Source organism: Methylobacterium sp. Leaf104, from assembly GCF_001422885.1.
Classification (GTDB): Bacteria; Pseudomonadota; Alphaproteobacteria; order Rhizobiales; family Beijerinckiaceae; genus Methylobacterium.
Window position 1 is genome coordinate 81,927 of the sequence record NZ_LMMZ01000037.1, and the last position, 16,541, is coordinate 98,467.

The following is a 16,541-nucleotide window of genomic DNA, read 5'->3' on the forward strand; positions in this document are numbered from 1 at the left end:
TCGGTGCACTCCACATCTCGGGAGCGCATTCGGTCCACCGTCAGCGAATTCGCTTCAGGACGGCATAGGGCAGACGCGCGAAGGCCCGTCCGAGTTCGATCCGGCCATCCTCGCAGACGAGTTCGTCGCCGCTGACGAGATCGGTCCAGGCCGATCCCGGCGCCACCGCGATCCCCGTCCCGGCGAAGGCCTCGCCCGACCAGATGGCATCTCCGACGAGGCCGGAAACGAGGCGCGGCACCGCGACCACGAGATCGCCGTCGCCCGTCGTCGCATCGGAACGTGTGAATGCGATGACATGGTCGGCCCGGCGGCCAGACGCGGGGAGCGCTTGGTAATCGGCATCGGCGTAGAAGCTCGGGCGCGCGGCGCGGTCGGCGAGCAGCTTGGCCAGGGTCGCCTGCTTCACCCGCCCATCCATCCAATGCTCCAGAAGGTCTGCGGCCGGCCTCCCCTCCTCCAGGGCGCGCGCCAGCGCCGGATAGTCCACGGGACGCCGGTTGTCGGGGTCGACGAACGAGAAGTCCCAGAACTCGGTGCCCTGGTAGGTGTCGGGCAGGCCCGGCAGAGTCACCTTGAGCACGGTCCGGCCGAGGCCGGCGATCATGCCCAGTTGGGCGAGACGCTTCGCGAAGGGACGCAACTGCGCCAGGAACGCGGAACCCGGTGCGATCAACTGGGCGAACAGGTCATGGACCGCGCCCTCGTAGCCTTCGTCGACATTGACCCAGCTCGACCGACGCTTGGATTCGCGCAGGGCCTTCTCGGCATAGGCGTCGAGACGACCGCGGAAATCCTCGATCGCGGTCGCGTCATCCGCCTCCAGCAATTCCAGCGGCCAGGCGCCGAGGATGGCCTGGAAAAACATCCACTGATCGTTGGCGTCCGGCACCGGCTCCTTGTCGATGACCGTGAGGTGGGGCTGGGCGAGATTCGTCCAGGTCTCCCAGGCGACGCTCCAATCCTTCGGAATTTCAGAGAGGGCGAGCAGGCGCGAGCGGGCATCCTCGCCGCGCTTGGTGTCGTGGGTCGCGGTCGTGATCATGGCGTTCGGCCAGTCGCGGGCCCGCGCCGCCTGCAGCATATGGAAATGCTCCGCGTCGATGCCGTACTCACCCGGATCGCCCCCGACCTCATTGAGGGCGAGGAGCTCGGCGAAGCGGTAGAACAGCGTATCCTCGAGGCTCTTGGCCATGACCGGGCCGGTGAGCTGCTGGAAGCGGCGACGGAAACGCAGGATCACCTCCGGGTCCGGCCGACCCGGACCCGTCACGTCGATGCGCCCGAGCATGGCATCGGCGGCGAAGTCGTGCACCGAACGATCCGGCAACGCGCTCCAGCGCTTGGCCTTCTTCACGGCCGTCTCGATGAGGCGGATATCCTCGTCCTCGACGTCGCTCTCGTCCAGGTCCCCCGGTAGGTAGCTCCGATAGGTCGGGAAGCGGGCGATGATCTCGATGAGCGCCCTGCGAATGGCGTTGACCGAGAAATCGCGGGTGCGGCGGTCGGCATCCGCGACCGCCTTGAGGTCGGAGGTCATCACCTCCAGCTCGGAGGCGAAGCTGATCTCGAGGATCTCGGCCTTGGCGGCGCGGAGCATGAACTTGTAGGAGTCGTCGAACTGCGTACGGCTCTCGTAGAGCGCACGGATCTCGGCGCGCTTCCCCTTGTCGACGAGGATACCGTCGAGCTGGTTGAGCACGTCATAGCCGGTCGTACCGGCCACGGGCCAGGGCCGCAGGCGCTCCCCGGGTTCGAGGATCTTCTCCACGACCACGTAGAAGCCCGGACCAATCGCGGCCTGGAGCGCACGCGCATAGCCGAGCGGATCGGCGAGGCCGTCGATGTGGTCGATGCGCAGCCCGTCGATCCGCCCGGCCTCAATGTGGCGGAAGATCGTCTCGTGCGAGCGCTGGAACACGTCGGACTTCTCGACGCGCAGTCCCGCCAGGCCGTTCACGTCGAAGAACCGACGGTAGTTGATGTCGCTCGCGGCGATCCGCCAATGGGCGAGGCGGTAGGATTGCTGCTCGAGCAGGCGGTGCAGCGGGCCGAAGCTGTCCGGGTGGCCCTTGGCGCCGTTCAGCAGTTTCAGCGTCAGCCCGATGGCCGCCGCGATGGCCGGCGACGCCTCGACGGCCTCGACGAGGCGCTCCTTCAGCTCCTCGGCCTCGGCCGGAAAGGCCCGGCGACGCTCGTCATTCGTCTCCTCACCCATCAGGCGCAGGCGCTCGGAGATGCCGAGAACCTCCAGGGCGGCGGCGTCCTCGATGTCCCCCAGGGCCGCGAGCGAGCGATTGAGGATCGTCGGGTATTGCAGCGGACAGATCGGGAATTCGTGCTCGTAGTGCCAGATGCTGAAAGCGCCCTTCTCCGGGTCGAATTTCAGCGCCAGCGTCCCCTTCTCCAGGGCCTCGCCGTAGCGGTCGCCGAGGAAGGGCACGACGAGCTTGTTCTTCGCGCCGAGACGCGACCAGTCGATGTCGAAGGCTTCGGCCGACGGCGAGAGGCCGCCCCATTCGAGCACCGAGAGCCACCACGGATTGTCGGCGCCGCCGACGCCCATGTGGTTCGGCACGATGTCGAGGAGGAGCTTGAGGCCAGCTCCGTGGAGCACGTCCGAGAAACGCACGAAGCCGTCCTCGCCGCCCAGCTCCGGATTGATCGTCGAATGATCGACGATGTCGTAGCCGTGGGTCGAGCCGGGCCGGGCCTTCTGGATCGGAGAGGCGTAGACGTGGCTGATGCCGAGCTTCGCCAGATAGGGAACGATCTTCTCCGCATCCGCGAAGGTAAAGTCCTTGTGGAACTGCAGGCGGTAGGTCGACCGAGGCGGAGCTGAGGCGAGGCGGGCGGCACCCGAGCGTGGACCCCGGTCCTCGGCGGCCAGTGAGGCGGCGAGCTTGGCCAGCGGACCGCCCGGGGCAGCGATGCTTTCCAGGGTGCGATCGAGCTTGCGCCGCCAGTTCGGATAGCCCTCCGTCGAGCCCGGGACGTTGGCTTGAGACAACTCGGAGACGACGTCCTCGTACTGAACGGCCGTCAGCATGGACGGCGCCCGCCCGAGATAGCGGGCGGCGGCCTCGAAGGGCGCCGCCTCGGGCGGATCGTAGCTCGGGAGCAGCTGTTCGCCTGCCAGCGCCTCGGTAAGCCGGGCGCGCTCCTCGACGCGCTCGCGGCGCTCCGCATCGGCCCGCTCGGAATCGTAGAGGCCGAGGGCCTGGCGGGTGTCGGTGTCGACGCCCCGCCACCAGCCGACGAAGGTCGGCAGGTCGTGGGTGGTGATGGCCGTCAAGGCATCGCGGGGATAGGCGGCGGGCGGCTTGAAGCGGGCACCCTGCTCGCGCTCGAAGGCGAGGATGCGGTAGCTGAGGATGCCGGCCTGCATCAGCGCATCGGAGAAGCCCTCCGGTGCGGTCCCGAGATCCTCGGCGATGACGAGGCACTTGGCGCGATGGCTCTCCAGACGCAGCACCGCGAGCATCGGCTCGAACGGCATCGCGACGTAGGCGCCTTCCTTCGCCGAACGCCCTACGGGAATCAGGAAGAGGCGAGCGAGCTGGAAGGCGTGGTCGATCCGGATCGCACCGGCATGGCGCATGTTCGCCACCACGAGGGCGCGGAACGCCGCGAGCCCGTCTCGCTCCATCTCGAGCGGGTGGAAGGCGGGCAGGCCCCAATCCTGCCCCTTCGGAGCCAGCAGGTCCGGCGGCGCACCGATGGAGACGCCGTTGGCGAAGCGCTCGGGATGGGACCAGATCTCGGAGCCGCCGCGGTCGGCGCCCACCGCCAGGTCGCGATAGAGCCCGAGGCGCATTCCGGTGCCGAGGGCGGTGTTCGACGCGTCCTCGAGCTGGCGGTCGGCGAGGTACTGCAGCCAGATGTGGTACGTCACCGCCTCGGCATGGGCCTCGGCGAAGGCGCGCACCGCGGGCGTTCCGTTGCGGCGCATCTCCTCGGGCCAGTCGCCGAGCCATTGGGCGCCCTGCGCCTGGAAATGCTCGGCGAGGGCCTCAAAGGTGCCGTGGGCCTCCAGGTCTTCGCCGCCAGCTGCCCGGAAGGCGGCGAAGCCGGCATCCATCCCGTCACGTGCCGCGGATTCCTGCCACAGCGCCCGCAACACCGGCGAGAGCACCGCCCAGACGCCGGCATGCTCGACGAGCTTGGCCTCCCGCAGGGCCTCGACCCGGTCCGCCATGGAGGCCAGGAGATCGGCGGCCTTCGAGCCGACGAAGCCCGGCAGGGCGCCGGGTTCGATGAAGAGGGTCTCGAGGAAGAGCCGCGAGGACGGCGAGTAGGGCGAGATCTTGGTGCGATCGGTGGCAAACAGCGCATGGACCGGGCTGAGACCCAGGAAGGATGCGCCACGCAGGCCCGCATCCCGTGCCGCGCGGCCCGCATCGGCGTAGGAGCCGATCCCGAGGTTGTCAGGCGAACGCAAACCGTAGAGCTGTGCCGCCAGGCCCCAGTCACGGGCTCCCTCGTCGGCATAGGCCCGCGGACGCCAGCAGCGCTGCGGCGCCGAGATCACCCAGGCCTCCGAACGGTGTTCGCCGAGGGCGACCGACAGGCGGTGATAGCCGGGTGTGAGCGGCGGTAGCTCGAATCTGAAGCCCGTGACCGCGACGCGACCCTCGCGATGATGGCCGCGCTCGTCGACGAGACGCCAGGACAGGGTACCGCCGGCACCCGTCGTGCGGATCGGTACGCTGGTGGCGCGGCGTGCCTCGGCCGGCAGCAGCGGCGGGATCAAGCCGCTGCGGACCGCTTCGACCTCGGCGAGGCTTCTCGCGATATCGTCGTCCGTCTCGGTGGGGAAGCCGAGCGCTGCGATCATCCCGCGCCGGACGTCGAGGGCGGTCTCCACGGGCTGCCCGAAGGCGTCGGTGTAGCCGGCGGCAACGCCGAGGAGGTCGGCGAGGCGTTCGAGGTCGCGGCTCATCACTTCACACCCGTCAGGAGGACACCCGTCCAGGACGGGAGCTCGATCGATCCGTTGCCCGACCCACTCGACCAGATGACCTGCCCGTCACCGCGCTCGACGGTGAAATCATCCGCACCCAAATTGGCCACGAAGCGCAGCCAGCCACCCTGGTAAGTCCAGGTACAGTCGACGACGTCGGCGCGCGGCAGGGTCGCCTTGGCGCCGAGATAGGGGGTCTTCGTCAAAGGAATCACGCTCTGGTGACGGATCTGAAGCAGGTTGCGCGTGTCGGCCAGGACGGCACGGTGAGGCGTCTCCGAGCGCTCGGCCCAATCGATCCGGGAATCCGTGAAGGTCTTCGCCTCCGTGGGATCCGGGATCACCGACGTGCCATCGGCGAACGCCGCGAAGCTCTTGAACTCCCGGCGCCGCCCCTCGCGAACGGCCTTGTTCAGCTCCTCGTCCGGTGTGAAATCGACGAAGAACAGGAACGGCGCGGTCGCCGACCATTCCTCGCCCATCCAGAGCATGGGAATCTGCGGACTGAGGAGCAGACCGGCCCGGGCGAGTGCGAGCTTCCGGGGATCGCACAGGGCGCTGAGGCGCTCTCCGAGAGCGCGATTTCCGACCTGATCGTGGTTCTGCAGGAAGGTGACGAAGGCCGAGGGCGGCAAGTGGGCCGATGGCTCCCCGCGCGGATGATTGTCGAGGGTCGGGAATGGCTCGCCCTGATAGGCGAAGCCCTCCGACAGGCAGCGGGCGAGGTGCTCGACCGGCTTGTCGGCGAAGCTCGCGTAATAGCCGGCATCCTCGCCGGTAAGCAGCACGTGCCAGCAATGATGCAGATCGTCCGCCCACTGCGCGCTGTGTTGGATCGCCTGCCCCTGCCGATCGCGTTCGAGCCATCGGGCCTGGTTCGCCTCGTTCTCGAGGACGAGGTGGATGTGGCGCCCGGGCAGGCGCGCGCGGATGGTCTCGGCGAGCTCGCCGATGAAGTGTTTCTCGGAATCGTCGAGGATCGCATGCACCGCGTCGAAGCGAAGTCCGTCGAAGTGGAATTCCTCGAGCCAATACAGGGAATTCTCGATGAAGAAGTCGCGGACCACGCGTCCGCTGGTCTCACCGTCGAAGTTGATCCCGGCGCCCCAGGGAGTCTGGTGACGTTCGGTGAAGAAGGTCTTGGCGTAGGCGTTGAGGTAGTTCCCAGCCGGGCCGAAGTGATTGTAGACGGCGTCGAGGAAGACCATCAGCCCGAGAGCGTGCGCCTTGTCGATCAGTCGCTTCAGGTCGTCCGGTCGGCCGTAGACGCCGTCCGGGGCATAGGGAAGGACGCCGTCGTAGCCCCAGTTGCGGGTGCCCTTGAAGTCGGCCAGCGGCAGGAGTTCGATGGCGGTGACGCCGAGGTCACGCAGATCCTCGAGCTTGCCTTCCAGGGCGGCATAGGTGCCCTCCGGCGTCGCCGTGCCGACATGGAGTTCGTAGAGAACGACCTCTTCCCACGGCCGCCCGTTCCAGTCGCCGTCCGCCCAATCGTAGGCACGAGGATCGACCACTTCACTCAGACCGGAGACATCGTCCGGCTGGAAGCGGGAGGCCGGGTCCGGCACCACGAGATCGCCGTCGATGCGGTAGCCGTAACGCGCGCCGCCGCGCAGGCCTGGGACGGCCAGCCGTCGCCAGCCCTCACCCGCCTCCGGCATCGGATGATCGGTCCCGTCGAGGACAAGTTTCACATCCTTGGCGGTCGGAGCCCAGAAGGCGAACCTGACCCCGTCCTTCGACACTTCGCTGCCGAAGGCCATGCTGTGGGCGCGCCGCATCAAGCCACCATCTTCCGTTTCTCGCGTTCGCCGCGGTCCGTGAGCGTCCGTCGCACCTTGCAGAAGACGGCGCGCACCGTGTTGTTCCCTGCGGCGTCACCGTCGAGGTAAGGCGTGGCTTGGCTGCGACAACCACCGAGCGAAAGAGTTTTGTGCACCGCACAGGGTTGGCGGATCCATGATCGCCGGCCCGACATTTGCCTCGGGCTCGGAAGCCGCATTCGCCGCACTCCGGGATTTGAAATGACCGAGGCAGACGCGTCCCTCGTCCTGGCCAGGGCCAAGCTGAATTTCGCTCGGAAAGGCCACGGCGAACGTTGCTGGGATGCCGACGGCGCCGACACCCGCTTGACGTCCGACTGCACGCTGCTGCCCCTGTCCGAGACGGAGCGCGAGGAGTTCCTCGAACAGGCGCGCCACGAGCTTCGGCAGGAAGCTTCCGCGTCCTGACTGTGCGCCTCGCTCGCGTTCGGAGGGGGCGTGTGGTCAGGCCCTGTAGGCGGAGGCGGGCCTCGCCCGCAGGACGTAGACGGCCTGCGCGTCGAGGCGCACGCCGGCCCCCGGCGGAAAGAGGGCTTGGCCGGCCGGCACCGCGCCGGTCTGCTTGGTGGTGTCGAAGACCAGGGTCCAGGGACCACCGATGATCGGCGCCAAGGTGAAGTCGCAGGGCTCCTCGGCCGCGTTGACGAGGATCAGCAGGCGGTCGGCCTGCGGCAGGTCGTTGCCGATCTGCATGCCGAAGGCCTGACGCTCGGGATCGGACCAGTCGCCATCCGCCATTTCGGTACCGCCCGGCGCGAGCCAGTGGACATCGCGCAAGGGTCCGTTCTCCACCAGCGCGCCGGTCAGGTAATCGCGCCGGCGCAGGGCGGGCTGCTCGCGGCGCAGGCGCGTCAGATTCCCGACGAAGGTGGTGAGGCTGAGATCGGGATCGTTCTCCCAGTCCATCCAACCCGTGGGATTGTCCTGGGCGTACGCGTTGTTGTTGCCACCCTGGCTGCGCGAGCGCTCGTCGCCCATCAGGAGCATCGGCACACCCTGCGCCAGGAACACCGTCGCCAGCAGGTTGCGTTTCTGGCGGGCACGCAGATTGAGGATGACCGGATCGGTCGTCTCGCCCTCGACGCCGTAATTGCGCGAGAGGTTGTGTCCATGACCGTCGCGATTGTCCTCACCGTTGGCCAGATTGTGCTTTTCCTCGTAGGCCACGACGTCGGCCAGGGTGAAGCCGTCATGCGAGGCGGCGAAGTTGATGCTCGACAGCGGCCAGCGGCTGGACGCCGCGAAGATCTCGCGCGAGCCGGACAGCCCCTGGGTGACCTTGGCGAGCGTCCCCCGGTCGCCCCGCCAGAAGCCCCGGATGCTGTCGCGGAACTGGTCGTTCCATTCGCTCCAGCCGCGGGGATAGCCACCGAGCTGGTAGCCGCCCGGGCCGATGTCCCAGGGTTCCGCGATCATCTTCACGTGGGCGAGGACGGGGTCCTGGGCCACGGCCTGAAAGAAGGCGGCCTTCGGGCTGAAATCGTGCGGATTTCGCCCGAGGCTCGTCGCTAGGTCGAACCGGAAGCCCGCGACGCCGTAGGCCGTCACCCAGTGGCGCAGGGAGTCCAGCACCATCTGCATCACCCGCGGATGGTCGAGGTCAAGGGTGTTGCCGCAGCCGGTGCAGTCGATTTCCTCGCGGCGGTTCTCCGGCTTGAGCTTGTAGTAGCTCGCATTGTCGACACCGCGGAACGACAGGGTCGGGCCGGTGTGATCGGCCTCGGCGGTGTGGTTGTAGACGACATCGAGGATTACCTCGATATCCGCGGCGGCGAGTTCGCGGATGGCCGCGCGGAGGCCCCCGATTCCCGACGGCCCCCGATAGCGTGGATCGGCGGCGAAGTAGTTCAGCGGCGAATAGCCCCAGAAATTGACCAGGCCCTTCTCGACGAGGAAGCGGTCGTCGGCGAAGGATTGGATGGGCAGAAGCTCGATGGCGGTCACGCCGAGCTTCAGGAGGTGTTCGATGATGGCCGGATGAGCGAGGGCCGCATAGGTGCCGCGGGCCGCCTCTGGTACGTCGGGATGCGTCTGGGTGAGCGCCTTGACGTGCGCCTCGTAGATCACGGACTGAGACAGGGGCCGGCGGACCGGGCTCACCGCAAGGTCTGGCACCTCCGGCGGCGTGACGATCCCGCGCGGCATGAATGCAGCGCTATCGCGCCGGTCGATCTGGTCGGCTCTTTGCAGGCCCCGCCGGTGACCGTAGAGCGAATCGTGCCAGCGGATTCGACCTTGGATGTCGCGGGCATAGGGATCGAGCAGGAGCTTGGCGGGATTGAACCGGTGCCCCTGCGCCGGATCCCAGGGCCCATGGACGCGGTAGCCGTAGAGTTGGCCCGGGAAGACTCCGCGGAGATAGCCGTGCCAAACGTCGTCCGTGCGGCACGGCAGGCGGATGCGGCGGGTCTCGTGGCGCTCGCCCGGGTCGAACAGGCACAGGTCGACGGCCGTGGCGTTCTCCGAGAACAGCGCGAAGTTTACCCCGCGTCCATCAAAATGCGCGCCGAGCGGCGCCGGTACGCCGTCATCGACGCCGATCATGTGGTCAGAAGCGATCAAGACGCTGGTGCCGTCCCGAAGTTAGGCGCCGCCTGGCGCCGCCGAAAGATCATTCTGCCGCGGCTGCGGTACGGGGCGGCTCGCGTTCGATCGTCCGGAAATTCTCGAGTTCTGCCATGAAGTTGCGCGCCCACCAGTCGACATCCTCACGCGTCATGCGTTCGACCATGGGCTTCCAGCGCTCGAGGCGCTCTCCGCGCGGCATGTAGAGGGCCGTGCGGATCGCCTCGGCGACCTCGAACCGGTCGTAGGGATTGACCAGGAGCGCCTCAGGCAATTGCCGCGCCGCGCCCGCGAACTTCGATAGGACGAGGACGCCGGGATCTTCCTCGGTTTGCGCGACGACGTACTCCTTGGCGACGAGATTCATGCCGTCGCGCATCGGAGTCACGAGGCCGACCCTGGCGGCCCGGTAGAGCCCGGCCAAGACCGGCCGCGGATAGGCCTTGGTGACGTACTGGATCGGCGTCCAATTTGGCTCCCCGAGGGTGCCATTGATATGACCGACGGTCTCGTTCACTTCGCGACTGAGGTCCTCGTATTCCGGGACCTCCGTCCGCGACTTGGGAGTGATCTGGAGGTAGACGACGTTCCCGCGCTGGTCGGGATTCGACGCAAAGAAGCGGTCCACTGCCTCCATGCGCTCGGGCACACCCTTGGAATAGTCCAGGCGGTCGACACCGATGAGGAGCTTGCGGGTGCGCAGGCCCGCCATGGTCTCGCGGACGGTCCGGTTCGAGCCCGCGTTTTCCGCCGCTTCCTTGAAGCCAGCCACATCGATGCCGATCGGGAAGCTGCGGATGCGCGTGCGGCGCCCGTCCACCATCAGTGACCCGCCACCCAGCGGGATCGCCCGCAGCTCGTCGATGAGATTGCGGGTCAGGTTGTGCACGTCCGGGTCGGTCTGCAGGCCGATCAGGTCGTAATCCGCGATGCCGCGCAGGAGATCGCCACTGGCGGGAAGCGTGTTGAAAACGTCGGCCGCCGGCCACGGGATGTGGTGGAAGTAGCCGATCGGGTTCGCGATTCCGAGACCGCGAAGCTCGGAGGCGAGCGGGAGCAGGTGGTAGTCGTGAACCCAGATGATGTCGTCGGGCTCGACGAGGTTCGCTAGGGCGCGGGCGAAGATGCGGTTCACGCGCTGATAGCCGGCGTAATCGGAACGTGAGAACGCGCCGAGCCCGAGCCGATAATGCATGATCGGCCAGAGCGCCCGATTGGCGAAGCCGCTGTAATATTCCCGGTGATCCTGGGGTGACAGATCGACTACAGCGTAACTGATATGGCCCCGATCGATGAGGGTCGGCTCGCTGGACGGGTTCTCGACGACATTCCCGCTCCAGCCGAACCAGAGCCCTTCATAGGCTGTGAAGGCCTCCTTGACGGCCACCGCGAGGCCGCCTGCTGCGACGGCCTTGCCCCCTTCCTCAGGGATAGCAACGCGGTTCGATACGATGACGAGACGTGCCACGAAGCCGGCTCCGGTCCTCACGGGTCTCGCGCAGACGTGCGCTCGACCAGACTGATACATTGGGTGAACGCGCGGAAGCCGAGCGCGATCCGTCGATGCAGCCAAGCGCGTTCGATGGACCCGGGTCAAGACCTGAATGTCCGGGGTTCACGGCAAACAAAGCTCCGCGGAAACCCATTCCGCCCGGTTCCACCACGCCACAATGCACCTTGCGGACCACGCACGATACCTTCGCCTGAAGCCTCTAAGGTCAAGCTTCGGCGTCCTACGCCACGCCAGGTGAACGGCGGCTGACGCGCGACCGATCGGGCCGTGCCGGATGCGCGGTCGGTGCAGGCGGAACCCTGCCTCTCCCGCTGCTGTTTAACCGTCGCAAACGCCAGATCTTTCAATCTCGTGCCGAGGAGTATCACCGTGACCGCAAATCAATCCCCAGGTCCCACGGGCGCGGAGCCGGCGAACCCAACCGCCGACTGGAAGGCCCTGCGCGGCGACGTCGAGGGGATCGCGGACGTGGCGGCCGAGCGCGGCCGCACATTCGTCGAGGCGGCCCGCTCGCATGCGACCGACTACATCGACCAGCGCAAGGGCGATGCCGCCCGTTCCGTCACCGATCTCGCCAAGTCGGTACGGGAATCGAGCAAGACCTTCGAGGCTCAGCCGAACATCCGCGCGTTCTTCGACAGCGCCGCCGACGGCCTCGAGCATCTCGGGACGTCGATCGAGGAGCGCAGCTTCTCCGAGTTCTACGAGGATGCCGAGGCCTTCGCGCGCCGGGCGCCGGTCGCGGTGGCGGTGGCCACCTTCCTCACCGGTTTCGTCGTGGCCCGCTTCATCAAGTCGACGAGCGCTGCACCCCTGACCGACACCTACCCGACCCACAACCGTCTCTAAGGGCCGCTCGATGACCACCGGTCCGCAATCCAGCATCCAGGGCCTGATCGGCGACGCCCTGCGGGAAACGAACGAACTCGCCCGGAAGGAGATCGCCCTCTTCCGCAACGAGATGACGAGCAACGTCCGCGCGCTCTTCATCGGCCTCGGCCTCCTCGTCGGCGCCGCCGTGTTCGGCGTCGTCGCCCTCTTCGTCCTCGTGGATGCCCTGGTGAAATGGCTCGCCACCGTCGTCCACTCGGAGGCGCTGGCCGCCCTGATCGTCGGCGGCGTTCTCCTCGTCGTCGCCGTGGCCCTGGCCCTCATCGGCCGGAACGCCATGTCGCTCTCGACCCTGGCGCCCGTCCGAACGACCCGACAGGTCCGCGAAGACGCCCGTACATTGTCTGAGAGGGTCTCGGGATGACCGAATCTTTGAACGAACTCGAGAAGGACATCGAGGCGAGCCGTGCCCGCCTCGATCAGACCATCGACCAGATCCAGGAGAGGCTGTCGGTCTCCAGCATCGTCGACGAGATGTTGGGCAATGCCCGCCGAACTCCGCTCAGCGGTGCCTATGACGGAGCCCTGGAAGCCGTCCGGCGCAATCCGGTTCCGGTGCTGCTGATCGCGGCGGGCGTAGGTTGGCTCGTCCATCGCATGTCGACGAACAAGACCAACCCGGCGCTTCGGCGGCGCGCGCGTCTCGCCACCGACGCGCTGCCGGTGACGAAGACGGGTGCCGACCGCGTCTACGACCCGGATCTCCCGACCCAGCACCCCGTCAACCACCTCGCGAGCGAGACCCAGATCTGAGCCGCCACGGCCGATCCCAAGAGACTCGATCCGGCCCGCGCGGCCTTCGCCGACCCTCAGGAGTGTCCCATGAGTTCGACCCAGAAGCCCGGTGACGAGCACCGCTCGCTCCCCGACGACATCGCTCTCGCCGCCGGCATGCCGCGTGGTCACCAGACCGAGGGCTCCCTGCACGACGTGCCCAGCCCGGGTTCGCACCACACCGGCACGCAGACCCACAGCATCTACGCGGAGGGGTCGCACGGCTCCTCCGCGACCGACGCAGTCAAAGCACGGGCCGGCGACGTCCGGGACCGGGCCGCCGAGACCGCGAGCGACGTCCGTGACCAGGTCTCCGGCACCGTCCAGAACCTGCGCGATCGCGCCTCGGACGCCTACGACGATGCCCGGAGTTGGGCATCGGACACGCGCGAGGAAGGGCGCCGCCGCGTCAACGACTTGAGCGAGCGCGGCAGCGCTCGCATTCAGGACGGACGGTCCGCCGTCGAGGACTTCGTGTCCGAGAATCCGCTACTCGTCGGCGTCGTCGGCCTCGCTGCCGGTCTGCTCATCGGGGCGCTGCTTCCCCGGACCCGTACGGAGGACGAGAATGTCGGACCCTGGGCGGACGAGGTCCGGGACCAGGGGCTGCGCTACGCCCGCGATGTCACCCATCGCGGCCGCGAATTCGTCGCCAGTGCCCTCGACCCCGAAAATCTGAACGCCGCCGTCCAGCGGGCCACCGGCAGCGACGAGCCGGTCACGGCTTCGCCGGCTTCGGCTCAGAGCCCCGCCTCGAAGCCGCACTGAGCAGCGACACCATCCGAAGCGCCCGGAATCGAGGGGCGGCACGCAATCCGTGCCGCCCCTTTCGTCGTTCCGACGATGTTGCGTTCGGGAAGGTCCCACCACCCTCGACGATGCAAAGCGGAGCCGTTATCGGGTAAGCCATGAAGATTGCCGATTGCGAAATCCTCATCCTGCCGGGCTATGCCGGGTCCGAAGACGAGCACTGGCAGGCGCGCTGGGCAGAACGGCTTTCGACCGGGCGGATCGTTGTCCAGGATGACTGGCTTCATCCCGATGCGAAGGCTTGGCGGGCGCGAATCGTCGAGGCGGTGAACGCGGCGACCAAGCCCGTCATCCTCATCGCCCACAGCCTCGGCGTGGTGGCCGCCGTCCAGGCAGCTCCGGGCTTCACGCTCGGCGCGGTACGCGGCGCACTCCTCGTCGCCTTTCCGGATGTGGAGACGACGCCGAACCTCCCGGCGAGCGTGACCGCCTTCGCGCCAGTTCCACGTGATCCCCTGCCCTTCCCGTCCCTCGTGGTCGCGAGCCGCAACGATCCTTACTGCAGCTACGCCCGCGCCGAGGACTTCGCCTATGCCTGGGGCGCCGTCGTGGTGGATGCCGGGGAATCCGGCCACATCAACGTGGCGAGCGGGCACGGCCCGTGGCCCGAAGGACTGATGCGCCTCGCCGGCTTCATGAAGACCCTCTAGCGTTCAGCCCTTCGCCTCGTCCGCCACGGGCTTCAGAAACTCGCCAGCCACGTCGGACAGGCGCGGGGGCGCTTCCCGCACGAATGGCAGGGGCCGGCACACCGCCATCGCGGCGAGACCGAATCGCGCGGTCATCAGGCCGTTCAGCACACCTTCGCCGAGCTTGGCAGAAACCCGCGCGGCGATGCCGAGTCCGAGCACCTGCTGAATCATGCTCTCGCCGACGGCCATGCCGCCGGTGACCGTGAGATGGGCGAACGCCGCCCGTGCCAGGCGCACGAAGCCGAGGAAGCCCGGCCGGCCCCCATAGATCGTCGCGATCCGACGCAGCAGGCGCACGGCGGCGAAGATCACGAAGGCGACGTCGACGATGGCGCGCGGACTGAGCGCGGTCACCGCCGAGACCTGCTTGGCCGCTGCCGCGATAGCGTTGCGGACCTGTCGATCGAGAGGCACGAGCAGTTCGTGCTCGGCGAGCCCGATGCGGTCGTCGACATCGAGAATCGCATCGCCCAGGGTCGCGAGGCGGCCGCGGCCCGCCGCCAACGCGGTCCGGTCGGCGTAGAGCCCCGTGAGATCGCGGACCACGGCCTGGGCCGCGGAATGGTCGCGCGTCGCGATCGCCTCCATCGCCTTCGCACGGACCCGCTCGATCTGGCGCTCTCGCCAGGTTCCCGAGAGCTCCCGGGCGACGAGGGCCAGGAAGGCGATGCCGGCGACCGCGAGCAGGACCAGTGCGACGGCGCCGAGCCAGGGCGCCGCGCTGAACAGGTCGGCGATCAGGCGTTCCACCGACAGGCCGACGCCGAGGGAGACGAGGCCTCCGAGAGCGACGAGGAGCAGGCTGAGCCAGGGCGCGCGCGCCTTCGGCGCCACCGGCACCGCCACACCGTCGGCGGCATCGACGATCTCGAAGGGCTCCTCGACGATGCGGACCTGGGACGGAGTGGCCGGGGGTGGCGCGACGCCGTCGGCGACTTCCTCCGGAGGTGCGGAGGGAATGCGGAAGGCGCGCGGGCGGTTGGTGGAGCTCATGGATGGGGTTTCCCGGGACGCCTCAGGCGAGCTTGTCGCCGATGAGGAACTGCATGGCGCGGTCGAGACGAATCTGCGGGAGGGCGCCTGGCCGGCCAAGCGCGTCGGCCTTCACCAGCGGCGGCCGAAATCGCGGAAAGCGCAGGGAGCCGGGCGGCACCGCCCCCTCCAGAACCGATTCCGACCGCTGCGGCAGTTCGCCCGGGAAGATCGCGGCCTCGCTGAGGCCGTCGAAGACCTCGTCGCCGACGCGCTCGCCGGATTCGGGCGTGCCCGACACCGCGCGCAGGATCTCGTCGCCGTCGTGCACGGTGGTTTCGCGGGTCGCCCGGACCGAGGCCAGGGCGACGGTGCCGACCCGCGCGCCGGCCGCCTCGGTGCGCCGCATCGCCCGCGAGACGAGGAGGCGCAGCAGCGCGTCGAGGCGGTCGTGGCTGGTCTGGTGCAGGTGGTCCGCCTTGGTGGCAGCGAACAGGATGCGCTCGGCCCGCGGGGCGAACAGCCGGGACAGGATGGTGTTGCGCCCGATGCGGAAGCTGAGGAGAACCGCATCGAGGGCCTCCTCCAACTCGGCCAGCGCCGCCGGCCCGGCATCCACGGCCGCCAGGACGTCCACGAGCACGATCTGGCGGTCGACCCGCTGGAAATGATTGCGGAAGAACGGCTCGACGACCTTCGCCTTGTAGGCTTCGAAGCGGCGCTCCATGAGCCCGGCCAGGCTGTCGGGAGCCAAGGTCTCGGGCAGGTTGTCGAGGGGCGCGAAGGTCAGGGCCGGCGAGCCCGCGAGGTCGCCGGGCATCAGGAAGCGTCCAGGCGGGGTGGTCGCCACCGCCTCGGGGCCGGCGCGCAGGGCCGAGAGGTAGGTCTTGAAGGCGGTGCTGGCGTGCTCGGCGACCACTTCGTCGAGGGGTGCCAGAGGGTCGAGTCCCTTCAGGGTTTCCAGCCACGGCGCCGCCATCGTGCCGCGGCCGCTTCGGCGGGTTCCCGCGATCGTCGCCCGGGACCAGGCGGTGTAGCTCTGGTCGATCAGCGCGAGGTCGAGCAGCCATTCGCCGGGATAGTCGACGACGTCGAGCATCAGGGTACCCGGCCCGGAGCGCCAGCCGCCGGCGCGCTCGTACTCGATGGCGAGGCGGAACTGGCTGATCCGGTCGGTCGAGCGCGGCCAGAGCCGCTGCTCGGTGAGCGCCGCATAGTGTTCCTCGTAGGGAAAGCGCGGGATGTCGTCGTCGGGCTGGGGTACGAGGCGCGCGCGCCGCAGCCGGCCCTCGTGCGCCGGCGCGAAGGCCGGAAGGGCATGGGCCTCGACGAGGTGGTGGATCAGGGCGGTCGTGAAGACGGTCTTGCCCGAACGCGCCAACCCGGTCACGCCGAGCCTCAGGGTCGGCTGGATCAGAAGGTCGCTCGATGCCTCGGCGAAGGCCTTGACCGCGGAACCCGCACGCGCGGCGAAGCTGTTCATGGCAACCTGTTCATGGGACCGGCGAGAGAGGGCGGTGCGGGCGCGCCGCGACGAT

At 68.3% G+C, this 16,541-nt stretch carries 12 protein-coding genes; 6 read left to right on the top strand and 6 right to left on the bottom strand.

The window, feature by feature from the left end; all coding sequences use genetic code 11:
* Positions 1 to 40: 40 nt before the first annotated feature.
* Both ASF49_RS17405 and treZ read right to left on the bottom strand, forming a co-directional pair.
* On the bottom strand, positions 41 to 4,942 hold the full coding sequence (locus ASF49_RS17405; RefSeq protein ID WP_056475786.1) for a malto-oligosyltrehalose synthase: 4,902 nt from the start codon (positions 4,940 to 4,942) through the stop codon (positions 41 to 43).
* Positions 4,942 to 6,744, bottom strand: coding sequence for a malto-oligosyltrehalose trehalohydrolase (treZ, locus tag ASF49_RS17410; protein ID WP_056475789.1), 1,803 nt, complete (start codon positions 6,742 to 6,744; stop codon positions 4,942 to 4,944). Before treZ ends, ASF49_RS17405 begins: the two co-directional genes overlap by 1 nt.
* A 243-nt stretch (positions 6,745 to 6,987) precedes the next feature.
* On the opposite strand from treZ, the gene ASF49_RS17415 reads away from it, so the two are divergent.
* On the top strand, positions 6,988 to 7,194 hold the full coding sequence (locus tag ASF49_RS17415; RefSeq protein WP_056475792.1) for a hypothetical protein: 207 nt from the start codon (positions 6,988 to 6,990) through the stop codon (positions 7,192 to 7,194).
* Between the two features lie 36 nt (positions 7,195 to 7,230).
* On the opposite strand, the gene glgX is transcribed toward ASF49_RS17415, so the two are convergent.
* Together glgX and ASF49_RS17425 are read right to left on the bottom strand one after the other, a co-directional pair.
* On the bottom strand, positions 7,231 to 9,330 hold the full coding sequence (gene glgX, locus ASF49_RS17420) for a glycogen debranching protein GlgX (protein WP_056475796.1): 2,100 nt from the start codon (positions 9,328 to 9,330) through the stop codon (positions 7,231 to 7,233).
* 67 nt (positions 9,331 to 9,397) lie between these two features.
* A complete protein-coding gene (locus ASF49_RS17425) occupies positions 9,398 to 10,819 on the bottom strand; it encodes an alpha,alpha-trehalose-phosphate synthase (UDP-forming) (RefSeq protein ID WP_056475799.1) in 1,422 nt (473 codons plus the stop codon).
* Positions 10,820 to 11,233: 414 nt separating this feature from the next.
* On the opposite strand from ASF49_RS17425, the gene ASF49_RS17430 reads away from it, so the two are divergent.
* The 5 genes from ASF49_RS17430 (at position 11,234) to ASF49_RS17450 (ending at position 13,989) form a co-directional block, all read left to right on the top strand.
* Positions 11,234 to 11,713 (top strand): hypothetical protein, encoded by a 480-nt coding sequence (locus ASF49_RS17430; RefSeq protein ID WP_056475802.1) that lies wholly within the window; start codon positions 11,234 to 11,236, stop codon positions 11,711 to 11,713.
* 10 nt (positions 11,714 to 11,723) lie between these two features.
* Positions 11,724 to 12,119: a phage holin family protein gene (locus tag ASF49_RS17435; protein WP_056475805.1), complete on the top strand. Its 396-nt coding sequence runs from the start codon at positions 11,724 to 11,726 to the stop codon at positions 12,117 to 12,119.
* Positions 12,116 to 12,508, top strand: coding sequence for a DUF3618 domain-containing protein (locus tag ASF49_RS17440; protein WP_056475807.1), 393 nt, complete (start codon positions 12,116 to 12,118; stop codon positions 12,506 to 12,508). Before ASF49_RS17435 ends, ASF49_RS17440 begins: the two co-directional genes overlap by 4 nt.
* A 69-nt stretch (positions 12,509 to 12,577) precedes the next feature.
* Complete coding sequence (locus tag ASF49_RS17445) at positions 12,578 to 13,297, top strand: DUF883 family protein (RefSeq protein WP_200930082.1); 720 nt, start codon at positions 12,578 to 12,580, stop codon at positions 13,295 to 13,297.
* A 140-nt stretch (positions 13,298 to 13,437) separates the two neighbouring features.
* Positions 13,438 to 13,989 carry an RBBP9/YdeN family alpha/beta hydrolase gene (locus ASF49_RS17450; protein ID WP_056475811.1) on the top strand — a complete coding sequence of 184 codons (552 nt, stop codon included), beginning with the start codon at positions 13,438 to 13,440 and terminating at the stop codon, positions 13,987 to 13,989.
* Between the two features lie 3 nt (positions 13,990 to 13,992).
* On the opposite strand, the gene ASF49_RS17455 is transcribed toward ASF49_RS17450, so the two are convergent.
* Both ASF49_RS17455 and ASF49_RS17460 read right to left on the bottom strand, forming a co-directional pair.
* Positions 13,993 to 15,024, bottom strand: coding sequence for a YcjF family protein (locus ASF49_RS17455; RefSeq protein ID WP_056475816.1), 1,032 nt, complete (start codon positions 15,022 to 15,024; stop codon positions 13,993 to 13,995).
* Between the two features lie 22 nt (positions 15,025 to 15,046).
* Positions 15,047 to 16,486, bottom strand: a complete 1,440-nt coding sequence (locus ASF49_RS17460; protein WP_056475820.1) for a YcjX family protein — start codon at positions 16,484 to 16,486, stop codon at positions 15,047 to 15,049.
* Positions 16,487 to 16,541 lie beyond the last annotated feature (55 nt).

Excerpts from the sequence above, each read along its gene's own strand:
- ASF49_RS17405 (WP_056475786.1), bottom strand. The coding sequence starts at position 4,942 with ATGAGCCGCGACCTCGAACGCCTCGCCGACCTCCTCGGCGTTGCCGCC.
- treZ (WP_056475789.1), bottom strand. The coding sequence starts at position 6,744 with ATGCGGCGCGCCCACAGCATGGCCTTCGGCAGCGAAGTGTCGAAGGAC.
- ASF49_RS17415 (WP_056475792.1), top strand. The coding sequence starts at position 6,988 with ATGACCGAGGCAGACGCGTCCCTCGTCCTGGCCAGGGCCAAGCTGAAT.
- glgX (WP_056475796.1), bottom strand. The coding sequence starts at position 9,330 with ATGATCGGCGTCGATGACGGCGTACCGGCGCCGCTCGGCGCGCATTTT.
- ASF49_RS17435 (WP_056475805.1), top strand. The coding sequence starts at position 11,724 with ATGACCACCGGTCCGCAATCCAGCATCCAGGGCCTGATCGGCGACGCC.
- ASF49_RS17440 (WP_056475807.1), top strand. The coding sequence starts at position 12,116 with ATGACCGAATCTTTGAACGAACTCGAGAAGGACATCGAGGCGAGCCGT.
- ASF49_RS17445 (WP_200930082.1), top strand. The coding sequence starts at position 12,578 with ATGAGTTCGACCCAGAAGCCCGGTGACGAGCACCGCTCGCTCCCCGAC.
- ASF49_RS17450 (WP_056475811.1), top strand. The coding sequence starts at position 13,438 with ATGAAGATTGCCGATTGCGAAATCCTCATCCTGCCGGGCTATGCCGGG.
- ASF49_RS17455 (WP_056475816.1), bottom strand. The coding sequence starts at position 15,024 with ATGAGCTCCACCAACCGCCCGCGCGCCTTCCGCATTCCCTCCGCACCT.
- ASF49_RS17460 (WP_056475820.1), bottom strand. The coding sequence starts at position 16,486 with ATGAACAGCTTCGCCGCGCGTGCGGGTTCCGCGGTCAAGGCCTTCGCC.